General features: G+C 59.1%; 18 protein-coding genes and 2 pseudogenes. 4 read left to right on the plus strand and 16 right to left on the minus strand.

Going from position 1 to position 20006, the window contains the following annotated elements; genetic code table 11:
* Nucleotides 1–6: 6 nt before the first annotated feature.
* The 9 genes from RX327_RS31105 to RX327_RS31145 all read right to left on the minus strand — a co-directional run bounded on the left by RX327_RS31105 (nt 7) and on the right by RX327_RS31145 (nt 6573).
* Entirely contained in the window at nt 7–282 is a 276-nt protein-coding gene (locus RX327_RS31105) for an EscS/YscS/HrcS family type III secretion system export apparatus protein (protein ID WP_283088255.1), read from the minus strand.
* 2 nt (nt 283–284) lie between these two features.
* Nucleotides 285–950 carry a type III secretion system export apparatus subunit SctR gene (sctR, locus tag RX327_RS31110; protein ID WP_317248075.1) on the minus strand — a complete coding sequence of 222 codons (666 nt, stop codon included), beginning with the start codon at nt 948–950 and terminating at the stop codon, nt 285–287.
* Nucleotides 943–1821 carry a type III secretion system cytoplasmic ring protein SctQ gene (gene sctQ, locus RX327_RS31115; protein ID WP_317248076.1) on the minus strand — a complete coding sequence of 293 codons (879 nt, stop codon included), beginning with the start codon at nt 1819–1821 and terminating at the stop codon, nt 943–945. Before sctQ ends, sctR begins: the two co-directional genes overlap by 8 nt.
* Before the next feature lie 233 nt (nt 1822–2054).
* Nucleotides 2055–2588 (minus strand): hypothetical protein, encoded by a 534-nt coding sequence (locus RX327_RS31120; RefSeq protein WP_317248077.1) that lies wholly within the window; start codon nt 2586–2588, stop codon nt 2055–2057.
* Nucleotides 2564–3874 carry a type III secretion system ATPase SctN gene (sctN, locus tag RX327_RS31125; protein ID WP_410712206.1) on the minus strand — a complete coding sequence of 437 codons (1311 nt, stop codon included), beginning with the start codon at nt 3872–3874 and terminating at the stop codon, nt 2564–2566. Before sctN ends, RX327_RS31120 begins: the two co-directional genes overlap by 25 nt.
* 44 nt (nt 3875–3918) lie before the next feature.
* The gene (gene sctL, locus RX327_RS31130) at nt 3919–4542 is read right to left on the minus strand and encodes a type III secretion system stator protein SctL (RefSeq protein ID WP_283088260.1); all 624 of its coding nucleotides are present in this window, start codon (nt 4540–4542) and stop codon (nt 3919–3921) included.
* The gene (locus RX327_RS31135) at nt 4539–5171 is read right to left on the minus strand and encodes a nodulation protein NolU (RefSeq protein ID WP_317248079.1); all 633 of its coding nucleotides are present in this window, start codon (nt 5169–5171) and stop codon (nt 4539–4541) included. The genes sctL and RX327_RS31135 overlap by 4 nt, the downstream gene beginning before the upstream one ends.
* Before the next feature lie 13 nt (nt 5172–5184).
* Nucleotides 5185–6051 (minus strand): type III secretion system inner membrane ring lipoprotein SctJ, encoded by an 867-nt coding sequence (sctJ, locus tag RX327_RS31140; protein WP_317248080.1) that lies wholly within the window; start codon nt 6049–6051, stop codon nt 5185–5187.
* 9 nt (nt 6052–6060) lie between these two features.
* Nucleotides 6061–6573: a nodulation protein NolB gene (locus tag RX327_RS31145; RefSeq protein ID WP_317248081.1), complete on the minus strand. Its 513-nt coding sequence runs from the start codon at nt 6571–6573 to the stop codon at nt 6061–6063.
* Between the two features lie 205 nt (nt 6574–6778).
* Here RX327_RS31145 and RX327_RS31150 point away from each other — a divergent pair, with 205 nt between their 5' ends.
* Nucleotides 6779–7474, plus strand: a complete 696-nt coding sequence (locus RX327_RS31150) for a nodulation protein NolW (RefSeq protein ID WP_317248082.1) — start codon at nt 6779–6781, stop codon at nt 7472–7474.
* A gap of 578 nt (nt 7475–8052) precedes the next feature.
* On the opposite strand, the gene RX327_RS31155 is transcribed toward RX327_RS31150, so the two are convergent.
* The 6 genes and pseudogenes from RX327_RS31155 to RX327_RS31185 form a co-directional block, all read right to left on the minus strand.
* A complete protein-coding gene (locus tag RX327_RS31155) occupies nt 8053–8874 on the minus strand; it encodes an Effector protein NopP (protein ID WP_317248083.1) in 822 nt (273 codons plus the stop codon).
* Between the two features lie 826 nt (nt 8875–9700).
* A complete protein-coding gene (locus RX327_RS31160) occupies nt 9701–11428 on the minus strand; it encodes an NEL-type E3 ubiquitin ligase domain-containing protein (protein WP_317248084.1) in 1728 nt (575 codons plus the stop codon).
* Nucleotides 11429–11793: 365 nt separating this feature from the next.
* Nucleotides 11794–12195 (minus strand): transposase, encoded by a 402-nt coding sequence (locus RX327_RS31165; RefSeq protein ID WP_317251359.1) that lies wholly within the window; start codon nt 12193–12195, stop codon nt 11794–11796.
* Between the two features lie 91 nt (nt 12196–12286).
* Nucleotides 12287–12684: pseudogene (locus tag RX327_RS39340) on the minus strand (transposase); the annotation flags it as partial.
* An 836-nt stretch (nt 12685–13520) separates the two neighbouring features.
* Nucleotides 13521–14756 (minus strand): Fic family protein, encoded by a 1236-nt coding sequence (locus tag RX327_RS31180; RefSeq protein WP_317248085.1) that lies wholly within the window; start codon nt 14754–14756, stop codon nt 13521–13523.
* 1219 nt (nt 14757–15975) lie between these two features.
* Nucleotides 15976–16197 (minus strand): hypothetical protein, encoded by a 222-nt coding sequence (locus tag RX327_RS31185; RefSeq protein WP_317248086.1) that lies wholly within the window; start codon nt 16195–16197, stop codon nt 15976–15978.
* Nucleotides 16198–16409: 212 nt separating this feature from the next.
* On the opposite strand from RX327_RS31185, the gene RX327_RS31190 reads away from it, so the two are divergent.
* The 3 genes and pseudogenes from RX327_RS31190 to RX327_RS31200 all read left to right on the plus strand — a co-directional run bounded on the left by RX327_RS31190 (nt 16410) and on the right by RX327_RS31200 (nt 17372).
* Nucleotides 16410–16670: a hypothetical protein gene (locus tag RX327_RS31190; RefSeq protein ID WP_317251360.1), complete on the plus strand. Its 261-nt coding sequence runs from the start codon at nt 16410–16412 to the stop codon at nt 16668–16670.
* Nucleotides 16671–16769: 99 nt separating this feature from the next.
* Nucleotides 16770–16907 (plus strand): annotated as a pseudogene (locus tag RX327_RS31195) (hypothetical protein); the annotation flags it as partial.
* Between the two features lie 66 nt (nt 16908–16973).
* Nucleotides 16974–17372 (plus strand): hypothetical protein, encoded by a 399-nt coding sequence (locus RX327_RS31200; RefSeq protein WP_317248087.1) that lies wholly within the window; start codon nt 16974–16976, stop codon nt 17370–17372.
* Nucleotides 17373–18238: 866 nt separating this feature from the next.
* Here RX327_RS31200 and RX327_RS31205 read toward each other — a convergent pair.
* Complete coding sequence (locus RX327_RS31205; protein WP_317248088.1) at nt 18239–19936, minus strand: NEL-type E3 ubiquitin ligase domain-containing protein; 1698 nt, start codon at nt 19934–19936, stop codon at nt 18239–18241.
* Nucleotides 19937–20006: the final 70 nt, after the last annotated feature.

Here is a 20006-nt window from a genome sequence, read left to right on the forward strand (position 1 = left end):
GAGGCGCTAGTAGCCCGCCGTGAGCGCGGGAAACTCCGTGAAGATCTGCTTGGCTTGTTCAATAAGTGGGGCGCTCAGCACCGGAGAAAACAGACCGATGACCGCAACAACGACCAGAAGCTTCACCGTCAGCGGCAGCGTCTGGTCTTGGATCTGCGTTGCCGCCTGGATGAGGCCAATGGCTGTTTCGGCAACTGCCGCCGCAATCAGTGGAGGCAGGACCCAGATCATGAAAAGCACGAGCGATCGGGTCATGTGAGTAAGAATGGTGGTCTCATCCATATTCAACCTCCGGGCATCGCGTAGCTCAGTACCAGTCCGTGCATGAGACGAGACCAGCCATCAATGGTGACGAACAGAAAGAGCTTAAAAGGAACAGATATCATTGTGGGCGATACCATTGACATGCCCATGGCCATCAGAATCGTCGTTACAATCAGATCAATCGTGATGAATGGAAGATAGAGCAAAAACCCAATCTCGAAAGCGCGCTTGAGCTCCGAGATTAGAAAAGACGGGACTAGAATGACAAAATCATCAGCTGTGGCTCTGCCGCGCATCTCCTCCGGCCAGACACGTTCGGTCGAGGACATGAAAAAGCCTCGCTGTTCTTCATTGGTGAACTTCTTAAGATAGCTTCGCAGCGGCTCCTGCCCCTCTTTCCCCGCGCTGACCCAATCCTCGAGGGTCTGATAGCGGAGTTGCAGTTCAGCAATTCGATTGTAGCTCTGTTCAAAGACGGGGGCGCTGGTGAAGGCGGTGAGAATCAAAGCTGCGCCGTATAGAACGATGTTCGGTGGTATCGACTGGGTCCCAAGAGCATTGCGGACGAGGAAGAGAACCACCGATACCTTAATGAACGCCGTGGTCGTGACGACCGCGAAGAGCAACAAGCCGAGACCGGCCGTAACCGCAAGTAGCGCCAGGATTGCCGGTTGAACCTCAGTCATTGCCTGCTAACCTGCCACGGAGCCTGATACCGAGCTCATCCCCAATACGCACGATGTCGCCGCTTCCGATACGTAGGCCGTTGGCACGGATATCGATCGGGCCGTCGACCGGCCGGCCAAGTTCGAACACATGTCCTTCGCCGGCACTCCTCAATTCTCCCAGCGTGATCTGCCACCGGCCGCATTCGAAGACCAGCGTGACCTCTATATCGTCGAGATCGGCTTCCGAGGGCGGCTGCTGCGATTCGGGCTGTGTCGTCATATGTGCATACTCCAGAGGGCGCGGTAGCAACCGAAATGGCCTCCGCAAGGTCAGGCGACCGCCAGCGACATCTGCCTCGGTCCATAATCGGCCCGCAGTGAGGATGATCTGGCCATGGGCGAATGGCATTACGCCCGGCAGCAACGCGTCGCCTGCATTCGTTTTGCGAAGAAGCGAGGCCGTAGCTCGCAGAGCGCCAATTTCTCCGGCAACTATGACGGGTAGCTCCGTGGAGAGCTCGCACATTTCTCGCGGCAGTTGACCGAGCAGCTCGCCTAAGGCGCGGAACGCCCGCGGTATCGGTCCATCGAGAGGCGAAAAAAGAAACAGGCGACCTTTGCTCCTGACCGGACCGTAGGCGATGTCGAATTCGACATAAGGCCCTATCGTTTCGGCCTTTCCAACATGCAGGAGTTGCAGCCTCTGCTCACTCTTTCGTTCCAGACGAGCGAGCAACGGTTCGAGTGCAAGTTCGAGGATGAGCGAACCACTCGGCTCGGAGGGGACAGCGAGGCCCCTCTGCACTGTCGAGATCAACGCCTCGGCAAGGATATAGGGTATCGATAGGACGACTGCTTCGTCACCGACATCCCAAATGCAGTCGAGCATCGATATAGCCGAGGGTTCCTCCTGCCAAACGACTCGTGCCAGTCGCACCGATAGCGGCTTATCGCCAAGGCTGGTCTGCAAAGACGTGCGGGGCCGCGCGATCCCATTGAGCCACGAGACCAACGCATGAGTCAGAACCAGAGATGGCCTGTACGCGGTGCATTCATCTGCACGACGCGCGCAAGGCGGCTCTGCATGACGGCACGTTTGCGTCCCAACATGATTAGCGCTCATCAGATTGAACCGTCTGCCACCTTTGTGAGTAACCGCTGCCCATAGCGAAGCAGGACTTCATCATCGGCATCTATCTCGGCCGTGACCTCCGATTGATCATGGGCCGCACGTCGGACGTCGGTTTCGATCTGTCGCCATTTGTGACTCGCCGCGGAACGTTTGACCCAGTGCACCCGTTTTTCCGACGCCGCTATCTCAGCCTGCCCTTGAGCGATACGCGCATCCTCAAGCGTCTGGCGTTTCGATGCAATCTCACCCGCGAGCTTCTCCAGAGTAAGCTGGCTGCGATCGAGTTCGATGACGGACAAGGTCCCGAGCGACACCAGTTGCTTGTAAACTTCCCGCTCCGCCCGTGCGTGATGCTCTTCTGCGATTATCAGTTCGCGCCATGCGCGCTTCGCGGCCAGGACCGCAATATTGCGTTTGGCGTCCATATTAGACAGTTCACTGCGGGCACTACATTCACGCAGATCCTTGACGTGCCGCAATTTGGACGCGTGAATGCAACTCATGCGGTCAGACGGCACATCCATGTGACGGTTTCCTCAAAGCTGGACGCATCGTTTTCGCTTTGGCGCAAGAAGTTGTTCAGATCATCGATCGAGGCGATAGCTCGGTCCGTCAGGGGATCGCTACCTTGCTTGTATTCGCCGACCTTGACTAGGAACTCGGCCTCCGCGTGGCGTGAGAGCAGATCGCGGAAGAAAGATGCTGCCTCGCGATGCTGCGCGGATACGACGGCATCCATGACGCGGCTGCGGCTCGACAGGACATCGATAGCGGGAAATTGAGCTCGCGCGGCGATGGAGCGTGAGAGAACGATATGACCATCGAGAATGCCGCGCGTTTCCTCGGCGATTGGATCGCCGGTACCCTCACCTTCCACGAGCACGGTATAGAAGGCTGTAATTGAGCCGCACGCATCCATGCCCGCACGCTCGAGCAGTCCCGGCAGCATGGCAAAGACAGAGGGAGGAAAGCCCCGCCGGGTCGGCGGCTCACCCGCGGCTAGGCCGATTTCACGCATCGCGCGGCTGAAGCGCGTCAACGAATCCATCATGAGAACGACCCGCTGTCCCTGATCACGAAAGTACTCGGCGAGTGCCGTCGCCGTATGAGCACATTGCGCGCGCTCCATTGCCGACCGGTCGGAGGTCTCAACGACAACGACCGTGCGGCGAAGGGCCGCCTCCCCAATATGGCGCTCGATGAATTCACGCACCTCACGTCCGCGCTCTCCTATAAGCGCAACGACGGTGACCTCAGCGTCCGCGCCTTTAACAATCTGCGACATCAGCGTCGACTTGCCGCAACCAGCGTCTCCATAGATTCCGATCCGTTGGCCTTCGCCACATGTCAAGAGACCATCTAGGACGCGCACACCGAGTGGCAAAGGCCGCTCGATGATGCGCCTCGTCATTGGGTTTGGCGCTTTGCCGCGCAGCGGACGAGTTTCGGTGACTTTGACTGCACCCTTGCCATCGAGCGGACGGCCGAAGCTGTCGATCACCCGGCCAAGCAAATCGGGTCCGACTGGCACCTCATGCATTCGTCCGGTAGCGACGACTTCTGCGCGGCTGGACAAGCCCTGCAAGTCTCCGATCGGCGTCAGCAGCACGCCATCCTCCCGCAGACCGATCACCTCGGCCTCAAGTGACCACCCGGTGCGCGGATCCTGCACGACACAAAGCTCTCCAATACGGGCATCGGGCAAGACTGCATGAAGGAGCGTGCCAATCGCCCGCGTGATTCGTCCGCGTACGGCACGCGTGTCGACATGCCTTGCTGTCGATCGCAGACGCGATAGCACACCGCGCAGGTTCGCCTCGGCAACGGCATTGCCACGGTTTGCTCCGCGCGTCGTCACGGCTCGCCTGCGGCGGGAGTTAACCCGAGTCCAAGACGCATCGCGCGGAGCTGCGCGGCAAGTCCGAGATCAACATTGCCGAATTCGCTCCGCAGCACGCATTCGTGCGGGGATAGCGCCGGGTCCGAAACAATTCGGACCGTTGGACGGCCCTCCCGTCCGTCGCACCCACCAAATTCGTGGGCAAGGGCATCGGCGTCCATGGAGGACACATGAAGAGAAAGCTCCGCCCCGCCATATTTTCGCTGGATGGCGTGACGAACCGTCCTCACCAACATCTCACCGGGATCGAAGGCGCCCAGCAGATCAGTTACCATCTCCATCACGAGCTGTGGCAATTCCTCCTCCAGAACGGCGTGTTTCTGTGCCATTTCCGAGGCGGCCTGCGCGACCAGCTGTGCCATTTCCTCGGTACCGGCCGCCAGCCCCTCGGCATGCCCGCGCGCTCGCTCCAACTGATAAGCCCTGCGCGCCCAGCTGCGAACCCGCTGCAGATGCCGCTCTGCAGCGGCTCGCGCCTCGGCGGCCTCCTGCCAGATCTCGAGATCCTTTGCCGCTATGAGAGGGCCAAGTGGGCGCATGTGCGGAGCTATCGGTGGAGCGGCCTCGTCGACTGTCATAACGCAGAGGTTTCCTTCGCCAATTGAGCCAACACCAAGGAAAACAAACGGTCTGCGGCTTGGCGGTGTTCGGTCGCTGGATTGTCGGCGGCAGTTCCGACAGCCAAGCGTAGAAGCACGCGGCTGCGATCAAGCGCTGACGCTTGGTCGAGCCAGGCGCCGAGACAGGCATGCCCGTCGTCATCGATTTCTTGCGCGAGCTGTTGCGGATCGGTAATGACTCTGGTTGAAGCTGCATGCGCGGCGTGTCGGATACCGAAAGCCTGCGCTTCGGCACCGACATGCCCGATCAGCACAGCGACATCGGCCTTTGAGATCAACTTGATCAGCGAACGGGCATGAAAAATACAGCCGGCGAGCACAGCAGCCCGTTTCGGATCATGTCCGAGCAGAAGGTCCGGCGTCCAGCCACTGCCGTTAAAGTTAATATCGCTGTCAAGCAGCAGCCCCGCCATCCTTGTCTGCAGCCTGCGGCTCTTCTGTAGCTGTACCAACGTCGCAGCCGAGAGGTTCGCATCAAGGCACGCGGCAAGGCGGGTCGGATGAATCGAGGCGGCAAGCTCGCTAATACCTTCAACTGGCGCTTTGAGCGAACGACGTCGCTCGGCAGACGGCTTCGGTGTCGCCATGTCGAATATTCCCCTAGGCTGCATTAGGCTTGATCGCTTTACGCACGGCCTCGATCGCGGACGCACCCGAACGTCCCGTCGCCACGGCCGCCTTGGGAGATGCTTGCCCGCGCTGACGCACACGGGCGCCGAGCAAGACATAGGATAGTACGCCTAATCCCGAGCCGCCGAGACCCACTCCTATCGCAAGCAATGGCGTTGAAATGAACCCGGATGCTTGGGCTGATGCAGCCGCCGACCCAGGCCGCTGCTCGAGTGCAGGCCGCTCGACCGGCACGAACACGACTGCCACCTTGTCATAGGATAGGCCCTCGATGCTGTTGACGACGAGCATCTTAATCTGCGGCAGCAGGCTTGAGAGATCCGCCCGGGAATCATGGCGGATGAAAACCGACGCCGAAGACGGCGTGGTGTCTCGCCGCAACAGGTCGTTCTTTGGCAGAACGACATGGACGCGCGCTGAGAGGACGCCATCGATATCATTGATTGTGCGCGACAATTCTTCGCTTAGGGCATAAACGTAACGAGCGCGCTCCTCAGTCGGCGAAGCAATCAGGCCCGCCGCATTGAACACCTCGCCGAGACTTTTGAAAGAGTGGCGTGGCAGCCCTTCGGCATTCAGCAGGTCAATCGAAGAGGCCAGCTGGTTCTGTTCGACCTGGATCGTGCTGGTCCCGTCCTTGGCAGCAACACGGACCGCATCAACCCCGTTCTTGAGGAGGACCGCGAGCATCTCGTTGGCCTCGCGCTCCTGCACTTTGGTGTAGAGATCGGCCTTGCAACCAACAAGGGGAAGAAGGAGCGATAGCAAAGCCGCGACGCGGAACCGCTTGGCGGAGCGCGCGCGACAGCCGCTTTCGTGACAGATTGAACCGATCATCCGCCCCACTCAGCCTGCCGATATCAGCTTGTTCAGTGAGGAACTGACGCTGCCAATGGCATTTGAAACGAGCGTCATCTGAATGAAGCTGTCAGAAACGTCCTTCAGATTCGCCAACATAGCCTCGAAGTTATCTGCGCGTTGGGGAACAACCGGCAAAGTTGTTTCCGCCCCGCTCGGCTGCAACAACGGGGGCTGCGATGCCGATCCGGGCTCAACGGCCTTCGGAAGAGCGGGTCCGCCCGCGGCTACAGCGCGAGGATCAGCATTGACCCGATACAGTGAAGATAGATTCTGCAGGATTCGCTCGCCCAAAGGAGCCGCTTGCGTAGTTGTTCGCGAAACTTCGGATGTCGGGGACACTGGCGCTGCTTCCATCACCGGCGACGCAACGGCTGGGGTCGAGGCCGCCTGCGAAACGCTCTGCTGGAACTGGACTTGCTCGCTGACTGCTACTGATGAGCAGGTCTTGCACAGGCCTTCGGTCAGGTTGGAAGAAATCGGCACAGCACCTAACATCATCGTGGAAGAACCTTGCTCTCTTCGGGATGTGATAGGACTTGCCGCTCAGACCCATGAACGGCTCAATATCCTACAGAGAATTCCTAGAGAAGCGAGCTGACGAGAAGCTGACCAGTTCGTCGCACCTAGCGCCATCTAATGATCACGTTTGGCCGTCTACATTTGAGCGACTTCACTCCCGTTGGCCAGGTCGAAGAGAACCTTAATGTTCATCCCATTTATGATTCAGTGCGTTTTGATTGGAATTCTATGTGTCGGGGCATTCGTTTCGACCGGAAATCGTGCGGCGTTCGGCGCTCCCCTGTCGCTCTCCTCAACACCTTATCGCTATACGGTTCTGGACCAGGACCTCCCCGCTGCGCTGCAGGAATTCGGCAACAACCTCAACGTCAGAATCAACATCAGCAGCGAAGTGAAGGGCCGGATTCGCGGACACATGCCGGATCTGTCACCGCGGGAGTTCCTCGACCATCTCACTCAGCTCTACAATCTGCAATGGTATTACGATGGGCTCGTGCTTTACCTGTCTGCCGCAAAGGAGGCGCAAACTCGTTTGCTTCTACTGGGTCCGATCAGCTTCGGCGCGTTCACGGCGGCCCTCGATGCGCTCAACATCTCCGACGAGCGCTATACAATAAGAGCCGCGCCCGGAAATGGTCTGGTCCTGGCGTCTGGTCCGCCACGCTTCATCGCACTCGTGGATGAGACCCTGAAAGGCCTCGTGACTGAGGCGCAGGCCCGACCACGCGCTGTCGAGACGCCGACGCGGGACTCGGTGCTGACATTATTTCGCGGCTCCTCGACGACCATCATCCGCGATGGGAAACCGGAAGGCCCCTATTCTCTCGACAACCCGCACCAGGACGGCGTCAGGCCCGCGCCCGCACTGGGCCAAAAATGATATGGAGAAGCGTCAGTTGTCGCAGCGCGGCCGCCGGTGATGTCGTGCCGTTGCATCTGCGGCGCAGATGTATCGGCGGCCGGGACATCGCTCGATTAGCCGCTGCAACAGATCAACAACTGCGATGTCGTTATGGCTGAATCGGCTATTTCCGATGAGGAAGCGACACCGGCCTCCGCGCACCTGATCTACTTTCGCTAAAGCCGGCAGGACGAATGGTTTGTAGCTTCGTGTAACCGCAGATGATGACGACACGCGCAAGGCGAGCAATTGCCGCTCACAAATGAGGTACGAGCGAGGCGGACGTTGCGCCTGCGCGAACACACAAGGACGCGCGCGCAGGCCTCGGTCCGCCAGTCGGCGCCTGCCTGTCTGATCTCATCGGCCGATAGACAGGGCCTATCGACCGGCTCAGCTCCTTTTGTCATGGAGGCCGAAACCGAGTGACGGCAAACAAGTGCCAATGCTGGCGCCGGTACTTCGAACTCCGCCAGCGAGCCGCCTTCAGCAGGCGACCGACGTTTTCAGGTCAGGTCCTGTCGGCCGCGGCTTGTCTGCCAGGATTCTCGAAAAGGATCCTACATAAAGTCATAGTCATCGTCGGACCGATACGAGACGTGCCCCGTTTCATTCTCCGATTCGCTGGACTCAGCTTTGGACAAATATTGCGCGGGTTTGTCTGCCCGTTGCCATTCATCGTTACAGTTCTTCGTCCACTTTTCGGGATGTTGGGTGGGATCAAGCACCATGTTATCGTCATCCACGGAAGCAAAACCCAACTCCCGCGAGCGGGCCGCCGCTTCAGCATTTGCGGGACGGGTACGGAGCAGTGCCCGATCGCCGTCGAGGCGAAGCTGATGCTCAAGCAAGATATCGCCCGCGTTATCGACGAGCGGATGGGCAATCTGAAGATCTACAGTGGATGTGACTTCGGTTCGCCCCGGGAACATTTTGCGCCACTGATCTCCGTCGAACTCGTCGCTCATCTTGCAGCCGCCTTCTGTTCTTAGAAGTCCGACGCTTGTGTTGCCTAGCTGATAGCTGAAATAGCGCGCATGTTCCGTATCTCGGGTGTTACCGTATTTTTTAGCAACCTTTTTTACGAGCTTGGCCTTCGAGGATATGCGAGGCGAGTACTCTTGCGGGTTCGCGGCGATATGCCTGATCTCGTCGCCATAAAAGGCTTCCGCTTTTTCAGCGAATGAGCGCTTGGAGATCTCCACGATGGGAGGCCGACCAACCAGCGAGTACGACCGCGACGAAGAGGAACTAGCATCCGACCCCAAGTGCATGTTTGCAAGCGTTTCCGCAAAGCCATGGCCGTCCGCCGAATAGCTGGCCTCATAGGCATCGCCGGCGTTACTGAATTGGCTGAATGAGTCATTGATTCGGTTGTACATGTAGTTTACCTCTGTAGCAGTGAAGTTTCGTTGGCAGCTTAGTTGAGGCTGTCGAAACGAGCGCACATTCATAGTTGTTGCAGCTGACGCCAAGCTGACGTGCACGTGAGAGCGGCTTCTACATCGCCGATATGGTAGCGGCGACCACGACGGCGCACGCTCCTGGCGTGACGTCTAGTTGCAGGAGCGCGTTGGCGGTGTCGGCCATCGAAGGCCCAAGACAAATCGCAAATTTTGCGCATTCTCTGACTGCCTGGCGCTCTCGCGAGAGCTACCGATACGATCCTTGCGCTTCGTCATTCATCTCACCACGGGCTTGGCGCTCGACTGAACCGGTGGCATTGTATTGGACGATGTTGCTGACCGCCGCGCCGGCAGAGCACATCTCGTGACTCGCAGAGGCGGCGGCCTCTTTTTTCCAGCCTGACAAAGATGCGCTTAAGTCACAGCTCTCGTTTCCGAGCAATTGAACGATTTCTGAAAAATCGCACCCGGTCGGAGACGTTCGCTGGCGATGCGCATTGGAAGATAGCCGCGATGTGCGCGTCACGCCCTTCCCTCGCCGCGAGATACGGTCGGCCAGCAACGCAGTAAGCACCGCCGAGAGTGATCGGAAAAGCGCCGCCGCCGTTGGTACAATCTGGTTTGCGGAACCAGAACAGCTTTCTCTCTGCTACCTGATCGCTCGCACGCGCACCACGCGATGCAAAATTGACGACATGTCTTCGCCAAAAGACTCATCCGGCGCCGTCCTCCCAAAGATCACGATTGCGACGGAGTACCGTGGAAGTGAACATTGTCAGCCGTTTTGCAATCAAAGAACGCTTCACAGCTCGATGCCGCGATCGCTGAGCACCCGGTGCATGACCTCACTTTTGATCTCACGGGTGATTTCTTTCACGATCTCGGCTCCGAGCAGCCGCTCGGCATCGAGGTCGCCTATCAGGCCACGTTCGGCGAGGCCTCGATTCAGGCGTGTTTGAAACTCCTCTCCCGTCGCCTCGTAGAGCCGATCCTGCATCGCGGCATGATCTTCGGGGACGATGCGCCTCATAACCGTCTCCCACGGTTGCCAGCTCGTTGCCAGATAATCCGCGAAGCCCGTCGCCTCCTGGCTCCGCACCGACGTCTCGGCCCTGGCAATGTCGTCCTCGGTGACGTGAGAGACGCTCAAGAAGCGCATGTCCGGGGCGATGTGCCGGAGCTCCAGCTGCTCGCGCAGCTGGGTCTGGTAGGCAAGATAGACCTCGATCTCGTCGATGTCGGCGTCCGGGTTGGCAAGGCGGAGCGATTCGACCGTCCGGCGCGCGATACCGTCCAGCGCTTCCAAGCGGAACATGACACGGCCGTGCTGCAGCAATTCGTCAAGCCGCCCGTCATAAGCGCCGTCCTCGACATCAGCGTTTAGGCGTGCGGTCTGCATGCGGTTCCAGGTCAAAGTGATGCGATCCTCGCAGCTCATGCTGGCATCAGAAGCCAGTTCGAAGAACTGCTCGCGCAATGGGGGCCTGGCCACCGCCTGCCGCAGATCCTCGACCACCGCCTGCCGGAACGAGTCATTGCTATAGTTCACACTGGCCCGGAGCCTATCGAGGAAAAGCGCGTAGTTCTGGGCGCCCGGCTGTAGGGCGACGCGTTGCCAGGCGGCTACCGCCGCCGGCTCGCCCTCCAGCCAGTCCGCGACAACCTCGTGCAGGGGCCGCGGCTCAACTTCCTCCGCTCCTTCGTCCATCGATAAAAAGATCTGCGGGCCCACATAGTCCCAGCGATGCGTGGCTGTCGACAGGTTGGTCACCAGCGGTTCAGGCAGCGGATTATGTTCCAAATCAACACTGGACTCGCGGCCTAGTTGCGTCAGGAGGGTCTCGGGGACGCTGGTCAGCTGATTGTTGCTGGCGCCGAGCCAGAGGATCTCGGCGGGGAACGTCTCGGGCAGGCTGGTCAGCTCGTTGTGGCTAGCGCTGAGCCATTCGAGTTCTGCGGGGAGAGGCTGGGGCAGATTGGTAAGCTGATTGTAATCGACGTTCAGGCGCTGAAGCCTGGTTGGTAGGTCGGGCAGACTGGTCAGCCGGTTGCCGCTGGCATCCAACTCGCGAAGCGTTGCCGGAAGGGCGGGCAGATGAGTTAGCTGGTTATTGTCAACCATCAGGCGCCGGAGCCGGGATGGCAGGTTCGCGGGCAAGCTGCTCAACCTGTTGTTGACGGCGTAGAGCCGCCGGAGGCCGGCCGGAAGGGGGACGGGCAAGGCGGTCAGGGACAAGGAAGACAGATCCAGACGCCCATTGACATCGCCGTCCTCCCGCCAATCACTTGTTCGACTAACCGCCTCTTGCCGGTTCTCGCCTTCTGCCTGCCCCTCTTCGGCAACCCAACCCGCCGAGATCTGATTCTGAGACGAGGCAGGGTCGGCGGCCGATACCCGCGCATTCGTCAAGACTCCGGCCCATCGCGCCGCGGCGGGGGACCCTGGTTCGGAGGTTTCGGAATCGGAAGTTTCGATATCGGAGGTCTCCGAGGCGGTGCCGGCGCCAAGCTGCACCTCTACTGTATTCATCGATGCCGTCTCTTCGGTAGCCAAATTAGGGAATGCGCCGGACCGGCGCTGTTCGAAGCTCGCAGCTATCACCGTGGGTGGTGATCACTACGACTGATGAAGCAGGCAATTAAAGATCAGCTCCTGTCAAACCAGATCGTGTCCAGTTGCGTGATGAAGCTAACCGCGCGAGACCGCGTTCACCGGCAAGGGCCTGTCAGTCCAGATCGAGACGTTCTCAATCTGACCGGCTTTGCTGTCGATAAGCTGACAGATCGGATGTAACTCTCGAATATTTCGATGCCAGCGGTCCGCCGAAGAAAGCCAACGGTCAATCAGAGCTTTGACCTGACAGGTGGCGACGGCGACGCGCCCGCAGCTTGCGCTCACGTTCGGCGAGCTGGTGCGCTTTGGAGGACGCGGCCAGCCTCGTGCTGTTCGACCCGCGCCAGCCCAAACGGTGCGAACGAAAGAAGAAAGCAGGGCATCTGAACGACAACTGCTCGACTTGATCGAGTCCACTCTGCTGCGGCGGCCCGCCGGGCATGCGATGCGGCAGTGACGGTCGCCCGCTTGTTATTCTTCAATTTGCAGAAGCTCACAATGCGAAAAAGCGCCGCGATCTCCCTGCGCAGATCGTTGTTGTTGCCATAGCCCGCGTCCATCAACACGACACCGCGCGGAAGGCCGGTCGCATAGGCCCACTGCAACTGCTCCAGCGCGACCTCCGGCTTGGTCCGGAAGTCGACTTCGGCAGGAATGCCCCCACCTTGCGCCGCCGATCGCAGTCTTCAGTCCGTTCCTACGGAAGATAAAGGCGATAGGCGACAGGCAGGCTGGGTGGTGGTTGGCAATCGACGGTGACACCGCCACTTGGTAACTATCCTCCCTGCCGAGCCTTCCGCAATATTGCCGTGCAACTCCGACCGAATGTCGCCCCTGCTTGGGCAATCCGGTTTCATTGATGATCCAGGCTTCGATCCGGCCTTGGCGCTCAATCGATGGCAAGACCATCTCGCGTACCTTGCCCAGCACCTCTCATCCGACCAGGTACCGCTGCCGACGAAATGCAGCAGCGATTGATGCTGGGCGGCCGCCCGTTCTGGGGCCGTCACCGCCGTGATCGGCCCCACGCTCTTGCGACCGCCACAGGCCATGAGGCCGACGCGATAGTCGCGCAGCGGTACCTTCCGATCAGCATGACCGATGACGCTGGCAAGCCCCTCCAAATGCGCCGCAAATTGCATCTCGCCGATCTTGGTGCCACGCCCGCTCATGTAGCCTCGTCGGCTGATGGTCCACGCTTCGACTGTCGCTAATTCCGGCCGGATAATGTCTGCAGTTTTGCGACTCAGTCAGACTAGCGAACTGATCAGAATCGTCGAAGGGCTATTCGTACCGCTTGACGAAGAAAAACAAGGCACAGCGCGCACGCTCGGCCGATGAGCGCGCGAGTACTGGCGGAGTGACTGGATGCACAGGCAACACGCGACAGCAATTGTGATGACACGGCCTGGTTTTCTCAAGCCATGCCCATCGCTCATGTTCATCAACGGCGCTGGGTAGCTCGACCAAAAGAACATGACCAGGACCTGCGCGATATCTGCGTTATGTTACTCGATCGCACCGTCCCCAACCGCCGCGCAATCTCGCGGGTCGGCATCCCAGCCGACTTCAATCTGATCACATCGCGCACATGGCGCATCGCAAGCCTCTCCGTCGGCATCCAGGTCCCCCTTCGCAACGAAAGGCGGGACCGTATCGGAGCCAGAAGAGCCTCGTCACCCCAAGGCGACATCCGCAATGGCCGGCGACATCGAGAGCGGAATCAGCAGCGACGGGATCAAACTGTTCGAACAGGACACGGAGCTCTTTTCAGCTCAGATTGGTGACTGGCTGAAGCCCTATGCTCACATTTCTTGCGAGCGAACTTGCAATCGACGGCGGCGAGCTCGCAATTTGCCGTATTGCGACAATCCATTGGGGTCAGCTGGTTCGACAGTATATGTGTCAGCTGCGGACCGCGTGAGTTTTTCAGCTGCTGCGATACATTGCCTCTTCAACAAGTTTCCTCGGCCCGCGCAGGTCATTGATTTTGTCGAGATGAAATCGCTTACTCGGCTGAAAACATCAGTTGGGTGTCGGACTCGGGCGCCGCTTCTCGAAGCGCAGCCTCCATGCCTTGAATTGTTTCTCGTACAACATCCTCAATCTGAGTTTGCCGAAACGCTAAGAACACGGCCGGGGTGCGGCTAGCTGGTCCGATCGGCGGCGACGGCGGTAACCCGTGCCGCAAGAGCACCCAGTCCATTGCCAAGCGAGCGGTTCGCCCGTTACCATCCTCAAAGGGATGCAGGCTGGCCAGCCGCTGATGGACCTGAGCCGCGAACTCCACCACGGCCATGGGATCACTGGACGTCAGGCGGCGCTCGCTGTCTGCGGTCCAATCGGCGAAAGCGGCCATTTCTTTGGAAAGTGTTTGAGGTGGCGGATATCTTTTCGCAGTCCAAGTATCCCCGTCGGCAGCCTGCACATCCACCTCTCGCAGAACGCCGGTATGCGTGGCCTCATTTTCGTGTCCCAGTATTATACGATTTAGCGCAAAAATACCGTCTCTCGTAAATGGGGAATTCTTCTTCGCCCACTCCTGAACTATGGCTGCAGCATGCTGCCATGAAGAGGCCATTTCATGATTGTCTGCCAATGTTGGCGAAGCGGAATACCGAAGCTTGTCTATGCGGAAGCCTGCATCGGCGGATAACTCGCTTCCGACTCGACTCCACCTGCGCTTTATTTCCTCACATGTTTTCGATAAAGGTAAGCGTTCCCGATACTCTAACGTCGGAGACCTGAATACCCGGGACATAATTGCCAGCTGTGTCCCTGTAACGTAGATCGCCAAATCTCCAAGATTCATGTCGGGAAGATTGCTCAATTCACTATTTGATGCCAAATTTAGCGCCGAAAGATTTTGACAATTTCCCATTGTGCTGGGTAGCTGGCGAAGCTTGCAGCCCGCCAAGATAAGCCTCTCAAGCGCTTCACAGTCGCCTATTTCATCCGGCAATCCACGCAATGAGTTGAATGACAGCGAAAGCGTAGTTAGGTTCTTTAACGCCCCGATACTACGAGGTAACTCGACAATTGAGCAGTCATCCGCAATGAGCTCCGTCAAATGCCTGCACTGGAAAATTTCGTTGGGCAACTGGGTGAGCGCGGCGTTCTCCGAAATATCCAAGCGACGCAGGTGACGAATCCGATTGAGCCCAGGGGGCGGCTGCGACAAATTCAGCTCCCTCAGGTCTAGGTCCATCCCACCCTCGTCAAAACAGCGCAGGATGCGATCCATGGCCACTTGCCTTTGCTCGCATGATCGCGATGTGCTTGCCTCATCTGAGGTCGATGGAGCACAACACATTTTGCTGAGAAAGAATGATGATCTGTTTTTCGTGACTGCTCGATTGCACCACGCTTGAAGTTCAGAACGCAATGTGCCGGACGATTCCGCTCGATCTGTCTGTCGGCAAGAACTGGATTGCGACTTACTTGAGTGTGCATCGTCCTGAGCGACCTCTCGACGTTGCATCGCTTGATCATCACCCAGTTCCATGCCTGCAATCGTTTCTGCAAAGCGAAGACCATCTTCTGGGTCTCTCGATTCATCAGCCTGTCTAGCGCTTATAGACTGGTTGGATGAGACAACGGTTCGACCGAACATCAGATTCCTCGCCATCGGAAGATTACAAATTGTTGAGCGAGTGCCGCTCATTCCCTGATAGACAGCGAAGCTGACTGGAATCTGACCGCACAGGCGCCAAGTATGTGTCCGCACTTCTACGCGACGGCTTGGTTATCGCAATGTTTCAAGCGAGCCTCATAAGCTCTGGGTGGTAATCAGCGAGGCGTGCGCCCGCTGCGCAGGACGTCAGTTGACCGTTGCTCAGCCGCCTTTGAGAAGCTTGAACACTCGCTCCCCCTCAAGCAGATGAAGGCTTTTCAGAATCAGTAGATTGCGTATCTGACTTAGCTTCTATCTCGCCTCGACTAGCGGGAACGCCTGACCAATCAGGCCGTTTCGGTACCGACTTGTCGTTTCAAACTCACCGGCGCGGCGCTTGCTCCGCTTTCAACCAAATTTTGACTTTGGCTCTTGGCTTTCGGAGCTTTCGGCCTCTGAGCTAGTCCGGCATTGGCTGCATTTGCCAAAGACGATGTTCTTCGAGCCGTCCGAGAAAGAAGCAGGCCCTCACTACAAGCTGGGTGAGAACCGACTACACGGTAGGCCGATTAGCCTATCCGCGAATGAATGCTCTGCCAAATTGTTCGCGCGTCGCAAGGCGCTGTGCGGGGCTCAATTCATTTTGCGTCGAGGAGAAACGAGCGGCGTTTCGGGTCTACCAATCGCCTCGTGGACATCCTTGTACGCGAAATATGCATCCTCATATGCTTGCAAACCAGGATCCTCGGCCCTACGGCGTATTTTTTCAGCGACCACGATGCCCCGCGGATCATTGGCAAGGTGGTATCTTCGATCTCGCCCGCTTTTCTGCAGCGTGCAACTTGCGCTCTCAGTTCTCCCTGAATTTGAGAGCTGCAATCCAGATTTTGCGCTCGGCATGGCTCTCGTCCTTGAAGTGCTTGTCCGTGTCGTACGAGCGGTCCGCCATTTCGCCTGCTTGGACGGTGAGTTGCTCCGGATCTGACGCGCGGACGCCCTGCGGCGCATAGATGTACGAAATCGTCGGCGTTTTGGGCTCTTCCGCATATCTGATGCAGGTTGCGAGATTCACGGAAGGCTCGAATAAGGCCATCAGGTCGGAATCGCAGTCGACGTCCGTGATTCGCTTTGCTCCATGCATTCCGCTCGCTGGTATCTCCCGAGCTTTCGATTGTCCAGATTCTTCCCTAGGTCGATCAAGCGGTGCTCGTGGCTCGGTTGAAGTCATCGGTCTCGTTCTGTCCCGGTTGCGGCCGCCAGACGCGCCGCGTCCACAGCCATTACGTGCAACGCTCATCCGATCTTCCGTGGCGGGGTCGTGTTGTCGAGATCCGGCTTCACGCGCGACGGTTTCGATGCGTGAGCGCAATGCTAGAGTCGCATATTCACCGAGCGGTTGCCAGAAACGGTTCAGCCGAAAGCGACGCACGGCCCGGCTTAGCGAAAGCCAACTGGCGATCGGCTTCGCGATCGGCGGGGAGCCGGGTGCGCGTCTGTCGTGCAGGCTGGCCATGCCGGCCCGCGGCGACACGCTGCTGCGGATGATCCGCGCAGCTGAGTTCAACGCCAGAAGCGCCGCGTGTAATCGGCATCGACGACTGGGCCTGGCGCAAGGGGCTGCGCTATAGGACCATTATCTGCGATCTGGAACGCAATCGCGTCATTGATCTTTTGCCGGACCGAAATTCCGATACGGTCGCGTCTTGGCTGGAACGCCATCCAGGCATCGAGGTAATCGCGCGCGATCGCGGCGGCTTTTATTCCGAAGGTGCCCGACGCGGTGCTCCCGATGATGCAACGCAGGTCGCCGACCATTTTCACCTTCTCCAAAACCTGGGTGCGCTGCGTTTGGCTGTTGGCCGTTATCGCAAGGCGGTCGGTGCTGCTGGAAAGACCATAAACGACAAAGCCAAGCCGGAACCAGAGCCTGCAACGAAACTTGATGCCCTGCGCTGCTCGCGGCGCAGCCACCGCAGTTCACTCTATGTCGAAAGCCTCGATTTGTGCGTTGCCGGCCTGTTGCCTTGCGGGATCGCGCCGCGGATCGGCATGAGCGTGAGGACGGTCGAACGGTGGCTTGCTGCGGGCGTTGAGCCTGAGCACCGGCGGCCCCCCGTGGACTCTGTGCTCATTGATCTTATTCGTGATTATCTGGAAAAGCGCTGGGAGGAAGGCGAACGACGCGGTTTGCAATTGTGGACCGAAATCAAGCTCCGCAGCTTTGAGGGCCGTAAAGCGACCGTATAGCGGGGGAATGTTGGCCTCCAGCAGGGCTCACCGGCGGCTGAGCCAAATGTGCGGCGGCGACTGCCCTCGCGCCGCGACTGTGCATGGCTCTCGAGCAAAGGGCCTACATCGTTCGACGGGCGGACCGAGCGGTTCCTTCACCATCTCTATGAGGATGCGCCGGAGCTTTCGAACGCCGGTGAGCTCGCGCGACGGCTCGCGGCATTGATACGGGGCGACGACGACGCGGGTCTCGATCAATGGATCGTGGATACTGCGAGGAGCGAACTGGCCTCGCTTGCGCAAGAGATCGACCGCGACATTGCAGCTGTCGCGGAGCCATCACCCAACCCTAGAGCACTAGCCTCGTCGAGGGACAGATCAACCGTCTCAAGACGATAAAGCGCCAGATGTATGGCCGTTCAGGATATGAACTGCTCAGAAACAGCCTGTTCGCAGCCGCATGACAATGGACGATGCGCTCGATGAAAAGCAAAAGGGACCTGCACCAAATATGCGGAAGAGCTCAATCAAGGTGAGAGAGTTTCGCTGGGCTCGTGACGTAGGGAGGGCGTAGCCCGACCGGAGTTACGAGCCCAGCGTCGGCGCGATCCCCAGGAGGACCGCGCCGACACAGGGCGTAATGCTCGAGGATCCAAACTCCATCAACCGGGCAACATCTCTTGACGGGACCTAAGGCTGCGACCCAGGAGACGATGGCAGATTTTCAACGAGGAGCTGGAGAGGTCGGCGAACCCCGCTTGCTCTAGAGGAACCGTGGAATTTGTTCCAAATGTACTGGCAAAGCAGGTCGTAATCAATTCCTGATCTAGATGTTGGCTGAGTGCGGACGCGCTTTAGCAATTTCTCGCAGTTGGACGTCTATTTCACAGCTCAAGGCCGTGGTCGGCGAGCACCTGGCGCATCAGCGCGCCTTTTATCTCGCAGGCGATCTCGTCGCGGATCTTTGCTCCGAACCGCAGCTCGGCATCGCTGTTTCCGGTCAGGTCATGATCGGCGAGCCGCTGCGCGAGGCGGCTCTGGAAATCCTCGTCCATCGCCTCGATCAGCCGGTCCTGCATCTGTGCATGGGCCTCAGGGGCGATCCGGCTCACCACCGTCTCCCAAGGTTGCCAGCGGGTCGCCAGATGGTCGGCGAACCCCGCCGCTTCCTCATTGCGCACCAGGGTCTCGGCCACGGCGAGGTCTTCCTCAGTGACGTAAGAGACCTTAAAGAAGCGCATCTCCGGAGCGATGAGCCGCAGGTCCAGCCGCTCGCGTAGCTTGACCTGATAGGCCAGATAGACCTCGATCTCGTCGACGAATTGGAGCGAAGCGACCTTCTGACGAGCAATCCGCTCGAGTGTGCCCAGGCGGAACAGGACCCGCGCCTGGTCGACGAGCTCGCCGAGCCGATTGTCATAGGCACCCTCTTCGACATCAGCGTTCACGCGTGCTGTCTGCATGCTATTCCAGGTGAGGGTGATGCGATCTTCGCACGTCTCGCTAGCCCCAAACGCCAGCTGAAAGTACTGCTGGCGCAACCCCGGCCTGATCGCTGCTTGCCGCAGATCATCGGCCACTAATTTTCGGAACTCTGGATTGGCATAGCTCACGGTCTTTCGCAGCCTGTCGAGGAACACCGCATATTCCGGCGCGCCCGCCTCGCCGGCGAAGTTCTGCCAGGTAAATGCCGGCGCGCTCTCCATCCAGTCCGCTACCACCTCGCTTAGGGGGCAGGCTGGAGCGCTCGCCGTTCCTTCATCCATCGAAAAGAAGACCCGCGGACCGCTATAGCCCGGGGCGTTCAGGACTGTCGCCAGACTCGTCCGCACCCGCTCGGATAGCGGGTTACCTGCCAGCTCAACTCTGCAGGCCGAGCCTAGCTGGCTTAGCAGCGTCTCCGGCAGGCTGGTCAGCCGGTTGCCGGCGACCCCGAGCTGCCGGAGCCCCGCGGGAAGGACATCAGGCAGACTGGTCAGCTGGTTGTTGCTGACGTAGAGCCGCAGCAGCCCAGGCGGGAGTGTATCGGGCACATTGGTCAGCCGGTTACCGCTGGCGTAGAGCCGCAGGAGCCTCGGCGGGAGTGTATCGGGCAGGCCGGTTAGCCGATTGCTGTTGACGTGGAGCTGCTGGAGCCCCGCCGGGAGGCTTTCGGGAAGGCTGGTCAGCAGATTCTCGTCGGCGTTCAGATCCCAGAGCTCAGCCGGAAGAGTCGCAGGCAAATGGGTCAACTGATTGCGGCTGACGTCGAGCTGCTGCAGGTTCGGCGGAAGGGCGGGCAAAGTCGTCAGGGACAGCGATGACAGATTCAGCGGCAGCGGCGCAGAGACATCGGCGTTTTCTCGCCAAGCTCGCACTCGCCTTACCGCCTGTTGCCGGTTCTCGCCCTGCCCCTGATCCACTTCGCCAGCCCAAGCGTCCAGGAGCTGATCCTGCGACTGCTGCGGACCAGCGGGCGCCCGCGCTCCGGTCAAGGCCTCGACCCACTGAGCCGCAGCTTGCGTGAGACCGCATAGGCAACCTTGCCGGTGGCTTCGTTCGGAAGAAGTGCCCGCGCTCGACTCGGCCCGTCCTGTGTTCATCAATGCTCGTTCTCCTGTGGTCAGCTGAGTGTGTCAGTTTCCATAGACACTTCTCCTACTTAGCTGTCGA

It is taken from the genome of Bradyrhizobium sp. BEA-2-5, assembly GCF_032918025.1.
Classification (GTDB): domain Bacteria; phylum Pseudomonadota; class Alphaproteobacteria; order Rhizobiales; family Xanthobacteraceae; genus Bradyrhizobium; species Bradyrhizobium pachyrhizi.